The 17398-nt window shown below is 62.6% G+C and carries 15 protein-coding genes and 1 pseudogene; 2 read left to right on the top strand and 14 right to left on the bottom strand.

Annotated features, from left to right (window positions below):
* The 4 genes and pseudogenes from R3F00_RS15835 to R3F00_RS15820 all read right to left on the bottom strand — a co-directional run.
* A pseudogene (locus R3F00_RS15835) lies at positions 1-303 on the bottom strand (UDP-N-acetylmuramoyl-L-alanine--D-glutamate ligase); the annotation flags it as partial.
* 3 nt (positions 304-306) lie between these two features.
* Positions 307-1650, bottom strand: a complete 1344-nt coding sequence (gene murL, locus R3F00_RS15830) for a UDP-N-acetyl-alpha-D-muramoyl-L-alanyl-L-glutamate epimerase (RefSeq protein ID WP_371282772.1) — start codon at positions 1648-1650, stop codon at positions 307-309.
* Positions 1647-4256 carry a bifunctional aspartate kinase/diaminopimelate decarboxylase gene (locus R3F00_RS15825; RefSeq protein WP_371282771.1) on the bottom strand — a complete coding sequence of 870 codons (2610 nt, stop codon included), beginning with the start codon at positions 4254-4256 and terminating at the stop codon, positions 1647-1649. The genes murL and R3F00_RS15825 overlap by 4 nt, the downstream gene beginning before the upstream one ends.
* Before the next feature lie 294 nt (positions 4257-4550).
* On the bottom strand, positions 4551-5018 hold the full coding sequence (locus R3F00_RS15820) for a copper chaperone PCu(A)C (RefSeq protein ID WP_371282770.1): 468 nt from the start codon (positions 5016-5018) through the stop codon (positions 4551-4553).
* A 233-nt stretch (positions 5019-5251) separates the two neighbouring features.
* Here R3F00_RS15820 and R3F00_RS15815 point away from each other — a divergent pair, with 233 nt between their 5' ends.
* Positions 5252-6016 carry an enoyl-CoA hydratase/isomerase family protein gene (locus R3F00_RS15815; protein WP_371282769.1) on the top strand — a complete coding sequence of 255 codons (765 nt, stop codon included), beginning with the start codon at positions 5252-5254 and terminating at the stop codon, positions 6014-6016.
* Positions 6017-6110: 94 nt separating this feature from the next.
* On the opposite strand, the gene R3F00_RS15810 is transcribed toward R3F00_RS15815, so the two are convergent.
* From R3F00_RS15810 to leuS, 10 genes are all read right to left on the bottom strand, one after another.
* Positions 6111-6485, bottom strand: coding sequence for a cupin domain-containing protein (locus tag R3F00_RS15810; protein WP_371282768.1), 375 nt, complete (start codon positions 6483-6485; stop codon positions 6111-6113).
* Between the two features lie 237 nt (positions 6486-6722).
* The gene (locus tag R3F00_RS15805) at positions 6723-7505 is read right to left on the bottom strand and encodes a LytR/AlgR family response regulator transcription factor (protein ID WP_371282767.1); all 783 of its coding nucleotides are present in this window, start codon (positions 7503-7505) and stop codon (positions 6723-6725) included.
* Positions 7502-8578, bottom strand: coding sequence for a sensor histidine kinase (locus R3F00_RS15800; protein ID WP_371282766.1), 1077 nt, complete (start codon positions 8576-8578; stop codon positions 7502-7504). The genes R3F00_RS15805 and R3F00_RS15800 overlap by 4 nt, the downstream gene beginning before the upstream one ends.
* A gap of 187 nt (positions 8579-8765) precedes the next feature.
* Positions 8766-9416, bottom strand: a complete 651-nt coding sequence (nadD, locus tag R3F00_RS15795) for a nicotinate-nucleotide adenylyltransferase (protein ID WP_371282765.1) — start codon at positions 9414-9416, stop codon at positions 8766-8768.
* A gap of 23 nt (positions 9417-9439) precedes the next feature.
* Positions 9440-10468: a DNA polymerase III subunit delta gene (gene holA / locus R3F00_RS15790; protein ID WP_371282764.1), complete on the bottom strand. Its 1029-nt coding sequence runs from the start codon at positions 10466-10468 to the stop codon at positions 9440-9442.
* Between the two features lie 56 nt (positions 10469-10524).
* Positions 10525-11340, bottom strand: a complete 816-nt coding sequence (locus R3F00_RS15785) for a fatty acid desaturase (protein ID WP_371282763.1) — start codon at positions 11338-11340, stop codon at positions 10525-10527.
* Positions 11333-11710: a thiol-disulfide oxidoreductase DCC family protein gene (locus R3F00_RS15780; protein ID WP_371282762.1), complete on the bottom strand. Its 378-nt coding sequence runs from the start codon at positions 11708-11710 to the stop codon at positions 11333-11335. The genes R3F00_RS15785 and R3F00_RS15780 overlap by 8 nt, the downstream gene beginning before the upstream one ends.
* A gap of 141 nt (positions 11711-11851) precedes the next feature.
* Entirely contained in the window at positions 11852-12883 is a 1032-nt protein-coding gene (locus R3F00_RS15775) for a helix-turn-helix domain-containing protein (RefSeq protein ID WP_371282761.1), read from the bottom strand.
* A 93-nt stretch (positions 12884-12976) separates the two neighbouring features.
* Positions 12977-13483 carry an LPS assembly lipoprotein LptE gene (lptE, locus tag R3F00_RS15770; protein WP_371282760.1) on the bottom strand — a complete coding sequence of 169 codons (507 nt, stop codon included), beginning with the start codon at positions 13481-13483 and terminating at the stop codon, positions 12977-12979.
* A 118-nt stretch (positions 13484-13601) separates the two neighbouring features.
* On the bottom strand, positions 13602-16319 hold the full coding sequence (gene leuS, locus R3F00_RS15765) for a leucine--tRNA ligase (protein WP_371282759.1): 2718 nt from the start codon (positions 16317-16319) through the stop codon (positions 13602-13604).
* Between the two features lie 205 nt (positions 16320-16524).
* Here leuS and R3F00_RS15760 point away from each other — a divergent pair, with 205 nt between their 5' ends.
* On the top strand, positions 16525-17190 hold the full coding sequence (locus tag R3F00_RS15760) for a hypothetical protein (RefSeq protein WP_371282758.1): 666 nt from the start codon (positions 16525-16527) through the stop codon (positions 17188-17190).
* The last annotated feature ends 208 nt before the right edge of the window (positions 17191-17398 follow it).

The following is a 17398-nucleotide window of genomic DNA, read 5'->3' as shown; positions in this document are numbered from 1 at the left end:
CGCGGTTGCCGAGGTAAATCGCGTGCCGTTGCGCTGCGCATCGAGCAACTCCGGTCGATAGCCGCCGATACCGGGTGACTTGATGATGCAGTCGAATGCGGAAAGGTCTGCCGCCGTGGGCGCCGTCGTGACAAACCGGTCCAGCGGATTGCCATCGATCAGAAAATGGGCTTCGGCGTCGCTGCAGAACACCGTCAATGGCAGTTCGGGCAGGCGCTGACGCAGCGCGCTGTGCGCTGCGTGGCCTTCACGGCCGAGACCCCAGATCGCAACCCGCAAACCGGCGAGATCGGCGATGCGCATGACTCAGCCCCGCTCGACTTCGGCGAGCAGGCGCGAAGGAATGGCATGCTCGCCCTCGACCTGCAACAAGGCATCGATCGACAACTCCAGCGGATCGAGCTGGGGCAGGATTTCATGAGCAAAGCGCTCGACAATGGCATCCTCGCGCCACTCCGCACGCTGGCTCAACGTGGCCAGTGCGGCGCGTGATTCCCGGCCCTCGCCGACGCACTCGAACGGCTTGTGATCGCGATACTCGATCAAGGCATCGAAGCCGGCGGTTTGCGCGGTATCGTCGAGCAGATTGCGCCCGAATATCCCGAGCAGGCGAGGCTTCGGCATGAACGGTGCCAGGGCCAGAAAGACGAAATGGCATTTCGGACACTGGCCGCACCAGCGATCCGAAGGCTTCGGTCCGAGTATGCGGAAATTCCGATTGCAACTGGAAAACACGTCGTCATATCGGCTATTGCGCGCAAACCGCGAAGCCACGGCCAGCTCGGACAGCGGTCGCAACAACGAGTAGTAATCGAGGTCCAGCGCTACCCGCGTGTGCACGAGCTCGCGAAAGCCGCGCTCGAACTCCCAACCCTTGCTCCATTGGTGGTTGATCGGCACGCCGTCGTATTCGAGCGTCGCACTCGACGCGGATCGTTCGTTCGAAAAAGCGATCGCATCGTGTCCGTAGAGAATCGCGGCGACCACGAGGATGGCCGAGTTGATCGCTGTCACCGGAATGTGGCCGTTCAGCGCACCGGCCCGGTTGTACTCGAACAGTACGGGCGAAATGGATCGCGAAATGTTGAGCATCGGCAATTCGGTTCGCTGCGCGCAGGATTCGATCAGGGCAGAACTGCCGATCCATGCAGCCGTGGCATTTTCTCCGACGGCCCTGAGCATCTCCACGCTGACCAGCGAATCCTTGCCGCCGCCTATGGGCACCAGAGTGCTGCGTGGCAGGTCGATGGATTGCGCCGATGTCCATGCCCGCCCCGCTGGATCGACGGGGAATCGAATCCTGCCACGCAAGTCGATCCTGTTCTGATAGGCAAATTCACCGAGACCGTGCAGGTACAGGGCATCGAGGAAGCTTGCGGTCGATGCATCCAATTGCATGCATTCGACAGCGATCGCACCCGGCACCCCTGCCTTGTAGTAGCTCACTCCCGCGATCAGGTGCAGCAGGTTCAGCGCAGCCTCAAGGGCGGCCCGGCGCTGCGCAGGCAATTGAGGCGCATCCGGAAAACCGATCCGCTCGACCAGCTCGGGACCCTCATCGAACGCGTAGACCAGGCGCACCTCGCCCTCGGCATATTCGTTGCGCACGAAACGGAAGCTGGTTGCGGAACGTGGATTGGCAAGACTCACAGGCACACCTCGGCAGCAGGTTCGCGCATGTTGTAGCGCGAGCCCATCACGGCACCGTAGGCACCCGCTTCCGCAACAAGAATCACGTCGCCCTCCTGGCATGCAGGCAAGCGCCGGTTGTTGCCGAGCACGTCGCCGGTCTCGCAGATCGGGCCGACAATCTGCACAAGCTCCTCGGGCGGCGCATCGAGACGATCGAGATTCACGATCTCGTGCCAGGATTCGTAGAGCGCCGGGCGGATCAGTGAATTCATTCCGGCGTCGATGCCGACATAGTGCACCTCGCCCTTGCGCTTGGTCTGGGTCACTTTCGCCAGCAATACGCCGGCTTCGGCAACGAGATAGCGACCGGGTTCCATCCAGAGTTGAAACTGCGGATAGGCCTGCTTGACCTCCTCCAGCGCTGCACCCAGCGCAGCCAGATCCAGTGGCACATCCTCGGGACGCGATGGCACACCAAGGCCGCCGCCGAGATCAAGCACCTCGATGCGATTGAACTGTTCGGCCAGGCTGGCGAGCTGGACGTAGACGCTGCGCCAGTGCTGCGCATCGAGAATGCCCGAGCCGAGATGTGCGTGCAGGCCGACAATGCGTGCGCCATGTTCGCGAGCCAGATTGCGGAAGGTCGCGATTTCGCTGAGTGAGACGCCGAACTTGGATTGCGCGCCGCCGGTCTTGACCTTGTCGTGATGGCCGCGACCGGCGCCAAGATCGACGCGCAGAAAAATGTCGCGCCCGGAAAAATCTTCGCCCCACTCTGCAATCGGATGCAGGGCATCCAGGGTGACCCGGACCCCGGCTGCGAGTGCAGCGCGATATTCCTCGCGCGGCGCAAAATTAGGCGTGAACAGGATGCGTTCCGCGGGCAGCTCCGGCAGCACGCGGCGCAGCGCCGCGATCTCGTTCCAGGAAACGCATTCGAAGGCAAAGCCCTCGGCATGCAGGCTGCGCAGGATGTCCGGATGCGGATTGGCCTTCAATGCATAGTGCCAGCGATCGACCGTGCCGAGCGCGCCAAGGCCGCGCGCCTGTTCCCGCACCTGGTCGAGACAGTAGACATAGCGCGGCGTCGACTCCGCCGCCAGTGCAAGCAGCTTTCCACGCTCGCGTCGCCACCAGCTCGTTCGATGAACAGCCGCAGCGTCTTCGGCCAGCTCGCGCCAACTCGGCCCGAAGATTTCAGGATCTCCGATACGCATGACTTCGGCACGAATGAGCAAGGCATGCAGGCGGGGTATCAGCGAATCCACCACGGCCTCGTCGATGACGAAGGTCAGATTGAGATTGTTCGAAGACTGCGAGATCAGATGCACATCCAGGGCACCGAACTCGGCAAGCACCGCTGACAGCCGGTGCAGCATCGCGCGCATGCCGCGCCCGACCAGGGTGATCGCCGCACAGGGTGCAATCACCTTGACCCGACAGAAGGCTTCGAGATCCGTGCACAGCCGGGCCAGCACGTCCGAATCGAGCAGGTTGTCCGAAGGATCGAGCGACACCGTGACATTGGTTTCGGCCGATCCGATCAGGTCCACCGACAAGCCGTGGCGCTTGAACACTTCGAACACGTCGGAAAGGAAGCCGACCTGCTGCCACATGCTGATCGATTCCATCGATACCAGAGTGATGCCCTTGCGCGAGCTGATCGCCTTGACGCTCGGTGCGCTCGACTGTGTGTTCCAGACGATTTCGGTTCCGGGCAGATCGGGGCGATTGGTGTCCTTGATCCGGATCGGCACGCGTTCGTCGCGCACCGGATGGATGCAGCGCGGATGCAAGACCTTGGCTCCGGTCGTCGCGATTTCCTGCGCCTCCGCATAGTCAAGCCTGGAGAGCAGACGTGCATCGGGAACCTGGCGCGGATTGGCGCTGAACATGCCGGGCACATCGGTCCAGATCTCGACCGCCTCGGCCTTGAGCAGGGCCCCAAAGTAGGCAGCCGAAGTATCCGATCCGCCGCGACCGAGCACGGCGGTCGCGGACTCGCCGCTGCGCGCAATGAAGCCCTGCGCGATGAAGACATTGCCGCGTGCGGCCAACGCTGCTGCCGTCTGCGGATCGTGACGCACACGCACGGATGCCGACAGCCATTTGCCCCAGTCGGCCTGATTGGGCAGGGCCTCGGCACGCAGGCACTCACGCGAATCCAGCCAGTGCGTGGTCAGGCCCAGCGAGTTGAGGTATGCAGCACCCAGCGTACTCGAGGTGAGTTCGCCCAGCGCCAGCACTTCCGCCTGCCAGGCCAGTTCGCCGGTATTGCGGCGCGGATCGGCCAGCAATTGATCGAGTTTCGCCATCCAGGCATCGACACCATTGCGCCTGGACAGACCCATTTCGCCAAACAGCGCGTGGTGGCGCGCAACGATGGTGTCGCGCAGATCGGCGCAGCGCGCCGCGTCTGCAGGCGCCTCACCGATGGCCTTGAGCTGGTCGGTGATGCCGGACAGCGCGGAGACCACGATCAGTACCCGTTTGCCAGCCGCCAGATGCGTAGCCGCAATGCCCGCAATATTGTCCCAGCGCGGTCGTGTCGACACGCTGGTGCCACCAAACTTGACGACGACCCACGGAGCGTCGTGCGGAAGGAGTGTGTCGGACGGATTCACGGCTCGAAGTGCATGAAGGATTCGGGGACCTGCGATCCGCCATTCTTCGATGCATTGCAGCAAAAGGCAATGCGGCTGGCTGCGACCAGCCCCTTGGTGGTCCGACTAGCATTGCTTGCCGAGTCCCTAAGCCACTCGTAGGAGGCCCGTCAGGGGCGATGCTCTATTCGCATCGGGTTCGCTTTCAACAGCCGAAAGGCTGGTCAAAGCATCGCCCCTGACGGGCCTCCTACGAAAGAATTCCTGTTTGACGCATCCTGAATGCACCGCGCTGCTCAAGGCGCTATGTCGGAATCAATGATGATGCTCGTGCGAGTCGCCGCTGGACCCGTCCGCCGCCCGCACTTCGAAGTCTGCCTGCAGCTGTTGGCCATCGGAAAGCTCGAAATCGATGGTGATCGAATCGCCCGGCGCGACTGCGGAAACAGGGTCCATCAACATCAGATGGTTGCCACCCGGTGCAAACGTGAACGTCTTTCCCGGTGCGATGACAACATCCTGCAGGGGACGCATCCGCGCCATGCCGTCCTCGACCACGGTCCGATGCAGCGAGACCTCGCCAAAGCGGGCGCTTTTCGCCGAGACGACACCCACCGCCTCGTCACCGGTGTTCTTCAGATCCAGATAGCCGGCCATGGCGCCTGCTCCTGGCGGTGCCTGCGGAATCCACGCATTGGAGACTTCGAGGGTGCCGGCAGCGTGCGCTGCGCCGAACGGTATCAACAGAGTCAACAGGACGCCCAGGTGTTTCTGGAGATTCATGGCTGCCTCCGGAGTAGAGGTTGCATGATATCGCCGCATGCGTCCCGAGCACGGGTGCGAATTGCCGCAGTGCTCGGGATCGCGGAAAAACCCGGGAGCTGGCTGACCTATACTGCAATTCCATACGACACCGAATGGCCAGCTGTATGCTTGCCTTGGGTCGGCGCTGCCGCAATGCTGACAGCCGCCGTTTCTCTTTCCGATTCCCCTTTCCAGAAATCGAAGGCATCCCCATGTCCGTACTCGAAACAACCCGCCACGGCGATATCCACGAACTGCGCCTTTCGCGGCCACCGGTGAATGCCCTGAACCCGGAACTGGTCGGCGCGCTGCGCGAGGCGGTCAAAGAAGCACCCGGCCAGGGAGCGCGTGGCATCGTGTTGTCGGGTCATGCGGGCATGTTTTCGGCCGGCCTCGACGTGCCCACCCTGCTGCAACTCGATCGCGTGGCGATGGGGGCTTTCTGGATGGAGTTCATGGGCTTATGCGAAGCCCTGGGTCGTTGCCCGATTCCCGTTGTAGCCGCCATCACCGGGCACAGCCCGGCCGGCGGCGCCGTACTCACGCTCTACTGCGACTACCGCATCATGGCGCGCGGTGAATTCCGCATTGGCCTGAATGAAGTCCAGGTCGGACTGGTTGTGCCGGAAATCATCCAGGCCGCCATGCGCCGCCTGCTGGGTGCGCATCGTGCCGAGCGGCTGATGGTCGCCGGCGCCATGGTCGATGCCGAGGAAGCACATCGCATCGGCCTGGTCGACGAACTGGTCGACACCGAACTCGTCGTCGGCCGCGCCATCAGCTGGCTACGGGAATTGCTGGCCAAACCGCCACAGGCCATGAGCGAAACACGCCGCATCGCCCGCGCCGACCTGCACGCCGAATTCGACCGCGTCGCCGACATCAGCAACGAGGTATTCGCCGATCGCTGGTTCTGCGACGAAGCGCAGACCGTGCTCAAGGACATGGTCGCGAAGCTCAAGGCCAAGCGCGGTTGATCGATGACCAGGAGCGACCTTGTACAAGTGCCTGATCCGTCACGGCGACTGTCCGATTTCCTGGCTTGAGACGCAGCCCTTGTTCAGCGCCCGACTAGACCGGCCGCAGTTGCTCGTCCAGCGAGCGCGTCTTTTCGTTGACCGTGTCTCCGGTGTGCAGGGTCGACTTGCGCTCGATCAGCATGAGCAGGCAATCGCCGGTCGTGCTCGGATTGTGTCGCACGCCCTTGGGCACGACGTAGAGATCGCCTTCGGCAAGATCCACGCTTGATCCATCTTCGAGATCGATATGCAGCGCGCCTTCGAGGATCAGGAACATCTCGTCTTCGTTGGCATGACTGTGCCAGTCGAGTTCGCCATTGACCCTGGCCACCTTGACGTAGGAGTCGTCCACTTCGGCAATGACCCGCGGGGACCAGTATTCGGTCAGGGACTTGGCGATCTTCTTCGGTGAACTCACTTTTGGCACGACATCTCCGATCGTTGGGTCAAGGCAGGTAGACGTAGTAGATACCGCTTCGCCCGCCTTGTCCAAACTACTGGCGTTTGCCTGTTTCCCGGACACGTTGGGCCCTGACACAACCCAGGCAAAGCTGAGTGAGTCGTCATCGACCAGCTTCGCTGTTGTGAAGCAACTCATCGAAGTTGGTCGACGGGGTGCAGAGCACTATTCAGCGCTGCCTCGGTTACTTGTGCGCCCCTGAAACTACATCTGTCTGAACAGGTGCAGGTAATTTCGGCTGACCGGCAACACGTCATCGCGTCCGCGCAGATGGATGCTGGCGGTTTCGTTGTCGCCACGGACCACATGGCTGATTGCATTCATGTTGACCACAACGGCGCGATGCACCTGGGCGAATTGGGCGGTGTCGAGTTGCGCCAGCAGTTCCTTCAGTGGTGTGCGCACCAGCGCTTCGGCCGGCTTGCCTTCATCACCGCGCCAGGCGATGCGCGTGTACTTGGAGTCGGAGCGGAGGTAGTCGATTTCCTCGACTGCGATCATGCGCACGGTCTGGCCGACCGACGCTCGAATCCAGCGCAATGCGGCAGGGGCAGATCCCTTTCGCAGGCGTTCGGCCAGTTGCGCCACCAAGGCGTCGGCATCCATCACCTGCCCCGCACGCAGCCGTTCCTGCAGGCGCGAGACGGTATCGGCGAGCCGATCCGGCTCCACCGGCTTGACCAGATAGTCCAGCGCGCCGCTCTCAAATGCCTGGACGGCGTAGCGATCGAAGGCGGTGACGAAAACGAGCTGGGCACGCCGGCCGATGAAGCGCGCCGCCTCCACCCCCGACAGACCCGGCATGTGCACATCGAGAAAGCAGATGTCAGGGGACAGGGCTTCGAACCGCTCGACCGCTTCGCGACCGTTGCGTGCTTCGGCGATCACCGCCAGTTCCGGCCATGCCTGCTGCAGCAGGCGCTTGAGCGAAGCGCGCAGCAGCGGCTCGTCGTCCGCGATCAGGGCAGTCGGATTGGCGTGGCTCACGGCACACCTCTGCGCGCCGGAAATTCGAGCTCGGCACTGACTCCCTGCGGAACCAGCGGATTCAGGCGCAACCGCGCAGCATCACCAAACATCAGGCGCATCCGCTCTCGCAGGTTGGCCAACCCGGTACCGATGTTGTCGAAGCTGTCCTGCATGCCGACACCCGTATCGATGACCTGGCAGCGGCATTGGCCATTCTCCTCGGTGACCCGCACTTCGATGCGGCCGCCCGCTTCGCTTGGATCGATGCCGTGTCGAACCGCATTCTCGACCAGGGTCAGCAGCGCCATTGGCGGGCAATGCAGGGTCAGGGATGAATTCTCCACCTGCAGCATGTACTGCAACCGATCCGGCATGCGCATGTGCATGACTTCAAGATAGGCTCGCACGAGTTCGATTTCCTGCTTCATCGTGGTAGCAGGTTCGTGCAGGCGAGGCACCGCCGCGCGCAGATAGGCGATCAGGCTGTTCAGGACCGCAGACGCCTGTGCCGAGCCGGACTCGACCAGCTCGCGAACATTGGCCAGGGTATTGAAAAGGAAGTGCGGCTCGACCTGGGCCTGCAGCAGGCGCAGCCGCGCCTGGGTGGCCTCGCGCTCCAATTCGCTGCGTTCTAGCTCGAACGCCAGCGCCTGGCGTTGCGCCTTGCCGCTGATCTGTCCTATGAGCGCAGAGACCGCCATCCACGGTGCAATCAGCAGGCTCAGGATCGTGAACGTCGCAAACCCGATCATCCGGTCGCTGTCCTTCCAGAACGGGACCGGGTCCGCCTGCGTGGTGATGAAGTAGGCGGTCCAGGTGGCGATCGGCACGACAACGGCCACCGCAATCACCTGCAGGACCCAACGTGCGATCCAGCGTGGCGGTTTGCGCGGCCAGCGCTCGAACACGCCGAACGCCAGCAGGCAAAGCGCGCCGATGTAGAGCCAGCGGAAAATCAGCACGGCGTAGGAAACCTTCCAGCCCGGCATCATCAGCAGGATCAGTGGCGCGCAAGCAATCAGCACGCTGCGCACGCGCCGCCAGGCGAATATGCCGGGCAAGGATTGTTGCGATGAGGATTCCAGGTTCATGGTCCGAGGTTATCAGTGAAGGCTGCTTAAAGCGCCCTGTCCATGGAGGTGCGCGGATGCGGCATTCCTGCGCGATGTCGCCGATCATCTTCAGTCAGTGTCTGCAGACACTACCGCCATGAACAGTGGCGGCATGACCAGCGGCAGGCCGGCAGGGACCAGGCACGCCCTGCAGCGACAAGCCGGGCTAGCTTCGGTAGGGCGCGAGCAGGGATTCGTCGTCCAGCAGCGCGGGCGGAACCAGAAAGCGGGGTACGCGACCGGCAGCGATGTCAGAGCGAATGCGCGTGGCGGATATCTCCAGCGCGGACACCTGAATGTCGATGATGCGTCCGGCCGGCGCCTGGGCAAGGTCCGCAACAACCTCGGTCCTGCGGCCCGACGCATGCGCGGACAAACTGCTCGACTCCCGGGCCTGGTGACCTGCTCGGGTCAGCACGCCGATATGGGCCAGTTCGAACAGGTCCTTCCAGCGATGCCAGTCCGCAAGACCTGACCAGGCATCGGCGCCGACCAGCAGGATGACGGGGCGGTCTGTGCCGATTTCATCGCGCAGCTCGATCAGCGTATCCACCGTGTAGGACGGTCCCTCCCGGCGCAATTCGCGATCATCGAGCACCAGTCGGCTCTGCCCGAGCAATGCGGCCTGCAACATGGCGACGCGTTGCCCGGCGCTGGACACCGGCTGCGGCCGATGCGGTGGCACGTTGGCCGGCATCATGCGTACTTCGGCTTCGAGAAATTCGGCCGCTTCCCAGGCCACGCGCAAATGACCGAGGTGGACCGGATCAAAGGTGCCGCCGAACAGGGCGAGCGTGCGGGCTGCGGGATCAGGCATGCCGGATTCGATCGACCTGGAAATCAGGATTGCGCGCCGAGCAGGTCGGCACCCGCGCGCGGACTCGCAATGGCCGAGATCAGACGCTCGATCTCGCGCCAGGCATCGCCCTGGGCGCGGCCTTTCGAAATGCGGTCGATCAGTCCGGCCTGGACGATGCAGCGTTCCCAGTGAGCAGCGTTTCCGGCCTTGAGCGCGCGCCGGAATCCGGCCTGCTTGGCGTCCCAGATGCGCTCGGCCTGGAATGCCTGGCTGATGTTGCCGCCCGCACTGGCGAGCCGCGACAGCACGCGCAACTGACTCAACAACCAGCCGATCAGCGGAATCGGTTCCGCGCCTTCCGCTTTGAGCCCGCCGACCATGCGCAAGGCGCGGCTGGCGTCTCCTGCAATGGCCGCATCGGTCAGGCGGAATACGTCGAATCGCGCATCGTCGGCGACGCTGGCCTCGAGCGTCTCGACATCCAGCGTTGTCTCACCAACCAGGAGAGACAGCTTGTCGATCTCCTGCGCAGCAGCCAGCAGGTTGCCTTCGACCCGCTCGGCCAGCAGTTCGACCGCGTCACGCGTGGCCTTGAGTCCGCGCGACTTCATGCGCGCGTTGATCCAGCCCGGCAATTCCTCGCGCTTCAGCGGCCAGACCGGCATCGCCACGCCGACCTTGTCGACCGACTTGTACCAGGCCCCCTCATGCGCCCTGCTCCATTCCTGCGCGGTAATCAGCAGCAATGTATCGGGCGGCGGATCGGCACACCAGGCGCTGATAGCCGCCGAGCCTTCCCTGCCGGGCTTGCCGGTGGGCATGCGCAACTCGATCACGCGACGCATGGCGAACAGCGACATGGCCGCACCCGACATGGCCAGCTCGTTCCAGTCGAAGCGATGGTCGACATCGTGGATCTCGCGCTCGGCGTAGCCAAGCTCACGGCAACGGGCACGCAGCTGGTCGGCAGCTTCCATGACCTGCAGGTGTTCGGCCCCGGCAATCAGCCAGACGGGCTTCAGTTCAGAAGCCGCAAGCAGGCGGGACAAATCATTGAGTCGGGAGGGCATGGATGGATTGTAGCGGAGACCGCGATGCGCCATTCGGTCTGAACGATCCGATGCGTTCATGGCCACGCTGCGGCACGCAAATGCCGGATAGCAGTGCATCCGAGCACGTCCGGTGGTGGTTCATCGCCTTGCCAATGCGCATCCAGTCGGCGCGCCAATATGGGCAAGTGGCAGGTTGGCACTGCCGGATAAAGATGATGTTCAAGATGGTTGAACAGATTGACGGTCAGCGCGTTGAGCAGAATCGAACGACTCGTCCGAGCCCGGAACCTGCCCTTCTCACAATTGCGATGCACCGCCCAAATGCCGACGAGGGGCGCGCTGGCATTGGCAAAGTAGAGACTCATGGCCATCACCTTGAGCGTGCTGTTGTCGCTGAGCCAGATCGCTGCGTGCAAGAGCACGACCGCTGTGAGCTCCAGGACTATCCAGCGCTTTTGACGGTTGGAGCCCCGGCGCATGGCGACCCAATGAATCTGCATGGGATAGATCGGACTGTGTAATACGGCGCTCAAGAAACCGAGATGGGCGATGTGGCCCTCGACGTCGTCGTCCGCAAGGCAATTCCGATGGTGACGAAGATGGGTATATTCGATCGCATGCATCGCGCCGCCCAGTAGCACACTGAGCGCAAACATGACCAGATCGCCGGCACTGCGCGAGATACCCAGGTTTCGGTGGAACGCGTTGTGGGTGATGCGCAAACCCATCATGAACATGATCAGGGTCGCAAAGACGACCCAGCCACGGTGTCCGGCTGCGCCGGCCATAGTTGCGGCAAGCAGCCAGGGCAATGGCAGGCACAGCTCCATCGCCACTTCGCGACGGGTCAGTGCGACCAGGTCACGCCATTGGACGCCGGGTTCACGCATTGATGCCGCTCGATGCCGCCTGGCGACGGCGCAAGCCGGGGCGACGAGCTGTCAGCCACAGGTAAACGCTTTCAGCCACGAGTCGGCCCGGTCGACAACGCCGCAAGGCCCACGCCAACAGTCGGAAGCCGCGCAGGCGCTCCCACATGAGCAGATGTGCGTCGAAGCCGATGTGCAGGAACCCGCCGGTATCCCGCACATGCAGGAGTCGAAAGGCGGCATCAAGATCGAGCGAGGGATCAGTGTCTTCAGCCAGATCCTGCCAGCGGATTCCGCCGCACCGGTTCAATTGACGATACAGGGCAACCTCACGGCTACAGACCGGACAGAGTCCGTCGTAGTACACAAGGATTGGACCATTGCCTGACATGGGTGCTGTCTCCATCGGGAAAGTGGAGACATGTTGCCGCCTTGCGCGACCGCGTTCTTCCGCAATGACAATTCAGGCAAGGAAATTGTCCGAATCTTGAACAACCCCTTCAAATCAACAACTTATTTGCCTCCAGATTGATCATTTCGGAATTCGGTCAGCCCCGGAGGCTTGTTGGCTGCGGTAACGGCCCGGTACCTCGCCGGTGATCTCGCGAAACGCCGCGTAGAAGTTCGATTGCGACGTGAAACCCACGGAGAGACCCACCGACAGCACCGAGGCCTCGGGCTCGGCAAGCAACATGCGCTGAGCGGCTGCGACGCGATGTTCGCGGATATAGCGGGAGTAGCCGACACCAAACTGCGTATTGATCAGTTCCGACAATTGATGCGGCGACAAGTCGAGCATTCCGGCCAGACTGGCCAGCTTGAGCGACTCGTCGGTGAAGACCTGCTCGTCCATAAGCTGGCGAAGGCGGCCGACCGCCCGCTCGCGATCGACCTGGGCGAGCGTGGTGACCGCATAGGTACTGACCACGGCATCACTGGCTTTTTCGCCAATATCGGGAAACTCGATGAGGACGTGAATGGCGAGTGCGAGAGCAAGTCCGATCAGGATCGAATAGGCGAGGACGAACCCGTTGAAGCCATACAATGGCAGGCTGATCCCGAACGCGAGAACGATCAGGGCTATCAGGGCGAACAGGCCCATGCCGACCAATTCGAGTCGGAACCGCTGGCGCTGCCCGCGCAGGCGAAACACCAGCACACCCAGGTGAATCGCATAGGCCGAGCCCAGCGCAAATGACAGCGGTACGGCGATGGCCACATCCAGCCATGGCGCCAGCAGGACCGGAACGAAGCAGGCAAGGATCCACGGACTTTCCTCGCGCCGCAACTGAAGCACGCCGCGAAAGAACAGATAGAAAGCCGGCGCCACGAGAAACAGAAGCGCTACGTAGATGCGGGATCCGGTACCGAAGGTTTCCCTTCCGGCCAGGCTCTGCAGGTGGGCGAACTGCAACAAGGCAAGGCCGCCAAGAAGCAACACAGTCCACAGCCGCGACAACCAGCCGCCAGCCAGCCGCGATCGACGGGTGAATCCGGACAGCAGCAGGATAAGAACCGCTACGACCGAAAAACCGGCCATGAGCCTGGCTGCGGATTCAAGCATCTGCACGGCCTCGTGGAACTGCAAACACAGTTACGCTACTCGCCACGCAACCATTTTCCCGCCCTGCCTTTCCCCGACGCTTCGGCATGGCGATCAGGTTGCGCTGGCTTGGCCGATCACCTCGAGTCTGCGCATGATGGACTGCACCATCTCGCGCTGGAGTTCCTTGGTCAGCACATCCTGCTCCGCGGCGATACCGATGGCCTGGGTCGCGTCGAAGGTGAAGATGCGGGTCAGCTCGATGGATTGTCTCGGCAGCAGGGAGGCGCCATCTGCACTGACCACATCGAGTTCGACCTGATAGCGCAGGGTGTACTCGTTGGCGCGTGCGTTGCCGCCCACGGTCAGCACATCGGTGCGAAATCTGTTCGTGCCGATCCGTACCACGGTGGGCTTGCCCGATCCGTCTTCGACGACCACCGCACCCGCACGCACCAGAGCCTTGCGCAGATCCCTGCCGAGCGGGCTCAGAGCGTCGGCGCCCTCGATGGCCAGGCGTTGCATGCTGCTGGGCAGTACGACCTCTTCGCGCAAATGGAAACCGCAGGCGGCCAGGGCCAGGGCGAGGAGGACGACGGCGAGAAGACGATGGAGATTCATGGGAACCTGTATCCGATGGCAAGGGCGAAGCATAACTGAAGTTCCTGGCCGGGCTTTGCGGATAAGGGATTCCGGAAGTCGCGCCGAGCATTCCTTCTCGCCCCGGGAGAAGGACGAGCTAGACAACGATGTTGACGATCTTGCCGGGGACCACGACCACCTTGCGGATGGTCTGGCCTTCGACATGCGGCAGCACCGACGGCTCGGCCAGGGCCGCGCGCTCGCAATCTTCCTTCGATGCCGAAACCGGCACTTCGATCGTGCCACGCAGCTTGCCATTCACCTGCACGGCCAGCTTCAAGGCATCGCGGACCATCGCGGCCGGGTCGGCCTTCGGCCAGGCCTGGTCTTCGATCAGCGTCTCGCGGTGACCGAGCGCCTGCCACAGTGCATGGCAGATGTGCGGCGTGATCGGGTTCAGCAACAGGACGATGGCTTCGAACGCTTCGTGACGAACAGCGCGACCCTGATCGCTCATGTCATCGAACCGGGCCACGGCATTGAGCAGCTCCATCAGGGCAGCGATGGCCGTATTGAACGCATGGCGCCGACCGTAGTCGTCGGACACCTTGGCGATGGTTTCGTGGATCTGCCTGCGCAAGGTCTTTTGCGCAGCGTCCAGCGCCGCCGCATCGACCTCGGGATGATCGGGCTGCGAGACATGCGCATGCAACTCGCGCCAGAGTCGCTTGAGGAAGCGCGACATGCCCTCGACGCCCGCCTCGTTCCACTCGAGCGACTGGTCCGGCGGTGCCGCGAACATCGAGAACAGGCGTACCGTATCGGCGCCGTACTTGCGCACCATCGACTCCGGGTCGACGCCGTTGTTCTTCGACTTTGCCATCTTTTCGATGCCGCCGATCGACACGGGCTTGCCATCGGCTCTCAGTACCGCACCGGTGACGCGCCCCTTATCGTCGCGCTGCATGTCGACTTCGGCCGGATTGATCCACTCCTTGCGGCCCTGCGCGTCTTCGCGATAGAACGTCTCGGCGACCACCATGCCCTGGCAAAGCAGATTGATGGCGGGCTCGTCGCTGTCGACCATGCCGCAGTCGCGCAGCAGCTTGTGGTAGAAGCGGAAATAGAGCAGATGCAGGATCGCATGCTCGATGCCGCCGATGTACTGATCGACCGGCGCCCAGTAATTGGCGCGACCATCCACCATCTCGCTGGCGCCCGGGGATGTGTATCGGGCGTAGTACCAGCTCGATTCCATGAAGGTATCGAAGGTGTCCGTCTCGCGTTCGGCCGGACTGCCATCAATCGGGCTGACCGTCTTGCGCCATTCCGGATCGGCCTTGATCGGAGATTTCACGCCGGTAAATTCGACATCCTCGGGCAGCAGCACGGGCAGCTGATCCTCGGGCACCGGATGGGCATTGCCGTCCTTGTCGTAGATCACCGGAATGGGGCAGCCCCAATAGCGCTGGCGCGATACACCCCAGTCGCGCAGGCGGAAATTGATCCGGCGCGCACCCTTGCCTTCCTTTTCCAGACGCGTTGCCAGCGCATCGAATGCGGCCTTGAAGTCGAGGCCGTCGTATTCGCCTGAATTGACCAGGGTGCCGTACTCGGTGAACGCGCCTTCGGTGATGATCTTGTCCTCGAAGGCGTCGAGCACGTCGATCTCGCCGGCCGGTTCGACCACGTCGATCGCGCGGCTCTCGCCGAGCGCGGCCGACATCGCGTCCTTGTTGCCGGCGGCATCCCGGCCCAGTTCTCTGATCGCATCGCGCACGCCATCGCTGACGATGACCATGCGGATCAACAGATCGTATTTGGTCGCGAATTCCCAGTCGCGCTGATCGTGGCCGGGCACGGCCATGACCGCCCCGGTGCCGTAGCTCATCAGCACGAAATTGGCGACCCAGATCGGAACGGTCTCGCCGGTGATCGGATGGATGGCCTTGAAGCGCGTCTCGACACCTTTCTTTTCCTGGGTCTCGATGTCGGCTTCGGCGGTTCCCCCGTGGCGGCATTCCTCGATAAAAGCGGCGACTTCGGGCTGCGACTGTGCGGCCTTCTGCGCCAGCGGATGTTCTGCGGCAACGGAAAGAAAACTGACGCCCATCAGGGTGTCCGGGCGCGTGGTGAACACGGTCACCGGTTCGGATTCGCCCTCGACCGCGAACTGGATCTCGATGCCTTCGGAACGACCGATCCAGTTGCGCTGCATGGTCTTGACCGATTCCGGCCAGCCGGTCAGCGTATCGAGGCCATCGAGCAGTTCCTGCGCATAGTCGGTGATCTTGAGGAACCACTGCGGAATCTCGCGCTTTTCGACGATCGCACCCGAGCGCCAGCCACGGCCATCGATGACCTGCTCATTGGCCAGCACGGTCTGGTCGACCGGATCCCAGTTGACGATGGAGTTCTTGCGGTAAACCAGCCCCTTCTGCATGAGGCGGGTGAACATGCGCTGCTCGTGAACGTAGTAGTCCGGCTTGCAGGTGGTGACTTCGCGCGACCAGTCATAGACAAAACCCAGCCTTTGCAGCTGACCGCGCATGTAGTCGATATTCGCGTAGGTCCACTGGGCCGGCGCCACGTTGCTCTTGATCGCCGCATTCTCGGCCGGCAGGCCGAACGCATCCCAGCCCATCGGCTGCAGCACGTTCTTGCCCTGCATGCGCTGATAGCGGCTGATCACGTCGCCGATGGTGTAGTTGCGCACATGGCCCATGTGCATGGAACCACTCGGGTACATGAACATCGACAGGCAGTAGAATTTCTCCTTCGAAGGGTCTTCTGTCGTCTCGAAGGCGCGCGTGCTCGACCAGTAGTGCTGGGCAGCAGTCTCCACCGATTGCGGGTCGTAGGTTTTCTCGGTCATGTTCAGGGTACGCCGGGGATCGGCTGGGCATTTAAAAATGTGCGCCAGACTAGCGCAGCGGGCACTTTTGCGCCATGTACGCGATGCCGCAATAGTCGAGGCAGAGCCGCGGCGTTCGGGTCCGCGAGAGGCCGGATCAAGGCGGAATTCATGATCCTGTGCCATGCTCTGCCTGCGTTCCCGATGACAACGGAGGGAGTTCATCATGGCTATCGATACCAAGACACCGCTGGCCCTGTACAAGGCCAATCTCGAACTGGTGCTGCGACTGGGCACCCTGCTGCAGGAAAACCGGCGACGCTGGAACCTGCTCGGCTCGTCCAGCACCTCTGCGGCAATCGAGCGGACCCTGGCCGAAACCGAACGCATGCTCACATCGAACGACTGGACTTCACTGGCGGCCATGCCGGGCGAGGAGTTCTGGAAGTCGCTGAAGGGCGATGCCGGTCCCATGCAAGGCACCGCGCAGGCGGCCGCGGCCAATCAGGCGGCGTTCGCAGAGGGTTTGAAAGAAGCTTTTGCGGCATGGCAGCAGCAATCGATGGATGCGCTGGGCGAAAGCGGGCTGACCGCGGGCAAGTTCGACATGGCCAGTTTCATGAACCTGTTCCAGGGACCGACAGCGGTCGCCCGGGCGCCCGCGAAAGACTCAAACCGGGTCAAACCCGCAGCGACCAGGAAAGCTCGGGCCAAGGCACCGCGCCCGGCAGCGAAAAAGAAGGCCCGTTCGGCAAAACCCGACGCAACGAAAAAGAAGGCTGGATCCGCAAAACCCTCAGCTACGAAGAAGAAGGCCAAGGCGGCAAAGCCGGCTGCGAGGAAGAAGGGTCCTGCAGGCAAGGCAAAAAAGGCTCCCGGCAAGCGCCGGTAGTCCCGACTGGCCGGTCAGGTAAGTGGCGCTTGCTTCTGTGCTCGTCGTCCCGGCGGCTCTCGACAGCCTGGCGGCTGCTCAAGTCGGGATGACGAATTACTGGAATCGACGTCAAGTCAGCGCCATTCGACTCAAGGCGGCGCCGAGCACGTGACGCAACCCGCCGAATCGGCGTCTGCAGTATGATCCGGCAGGGGATTTTCCGGGG

The sequence above is a fragment of the Dokdonella sp. genome (assembly GCF_041395345.1).
In the GTDB taxonomy this organism is placed as follows: domain Bacteria; phylum Pseudomonadota; class Gammaproteobacteria; order Xanthomonadales; family Rhodanobacteraceae; genus Dokdonella.
This window is presented reverse-complemented; position numbering and strand designations above follow the sequence as displayed.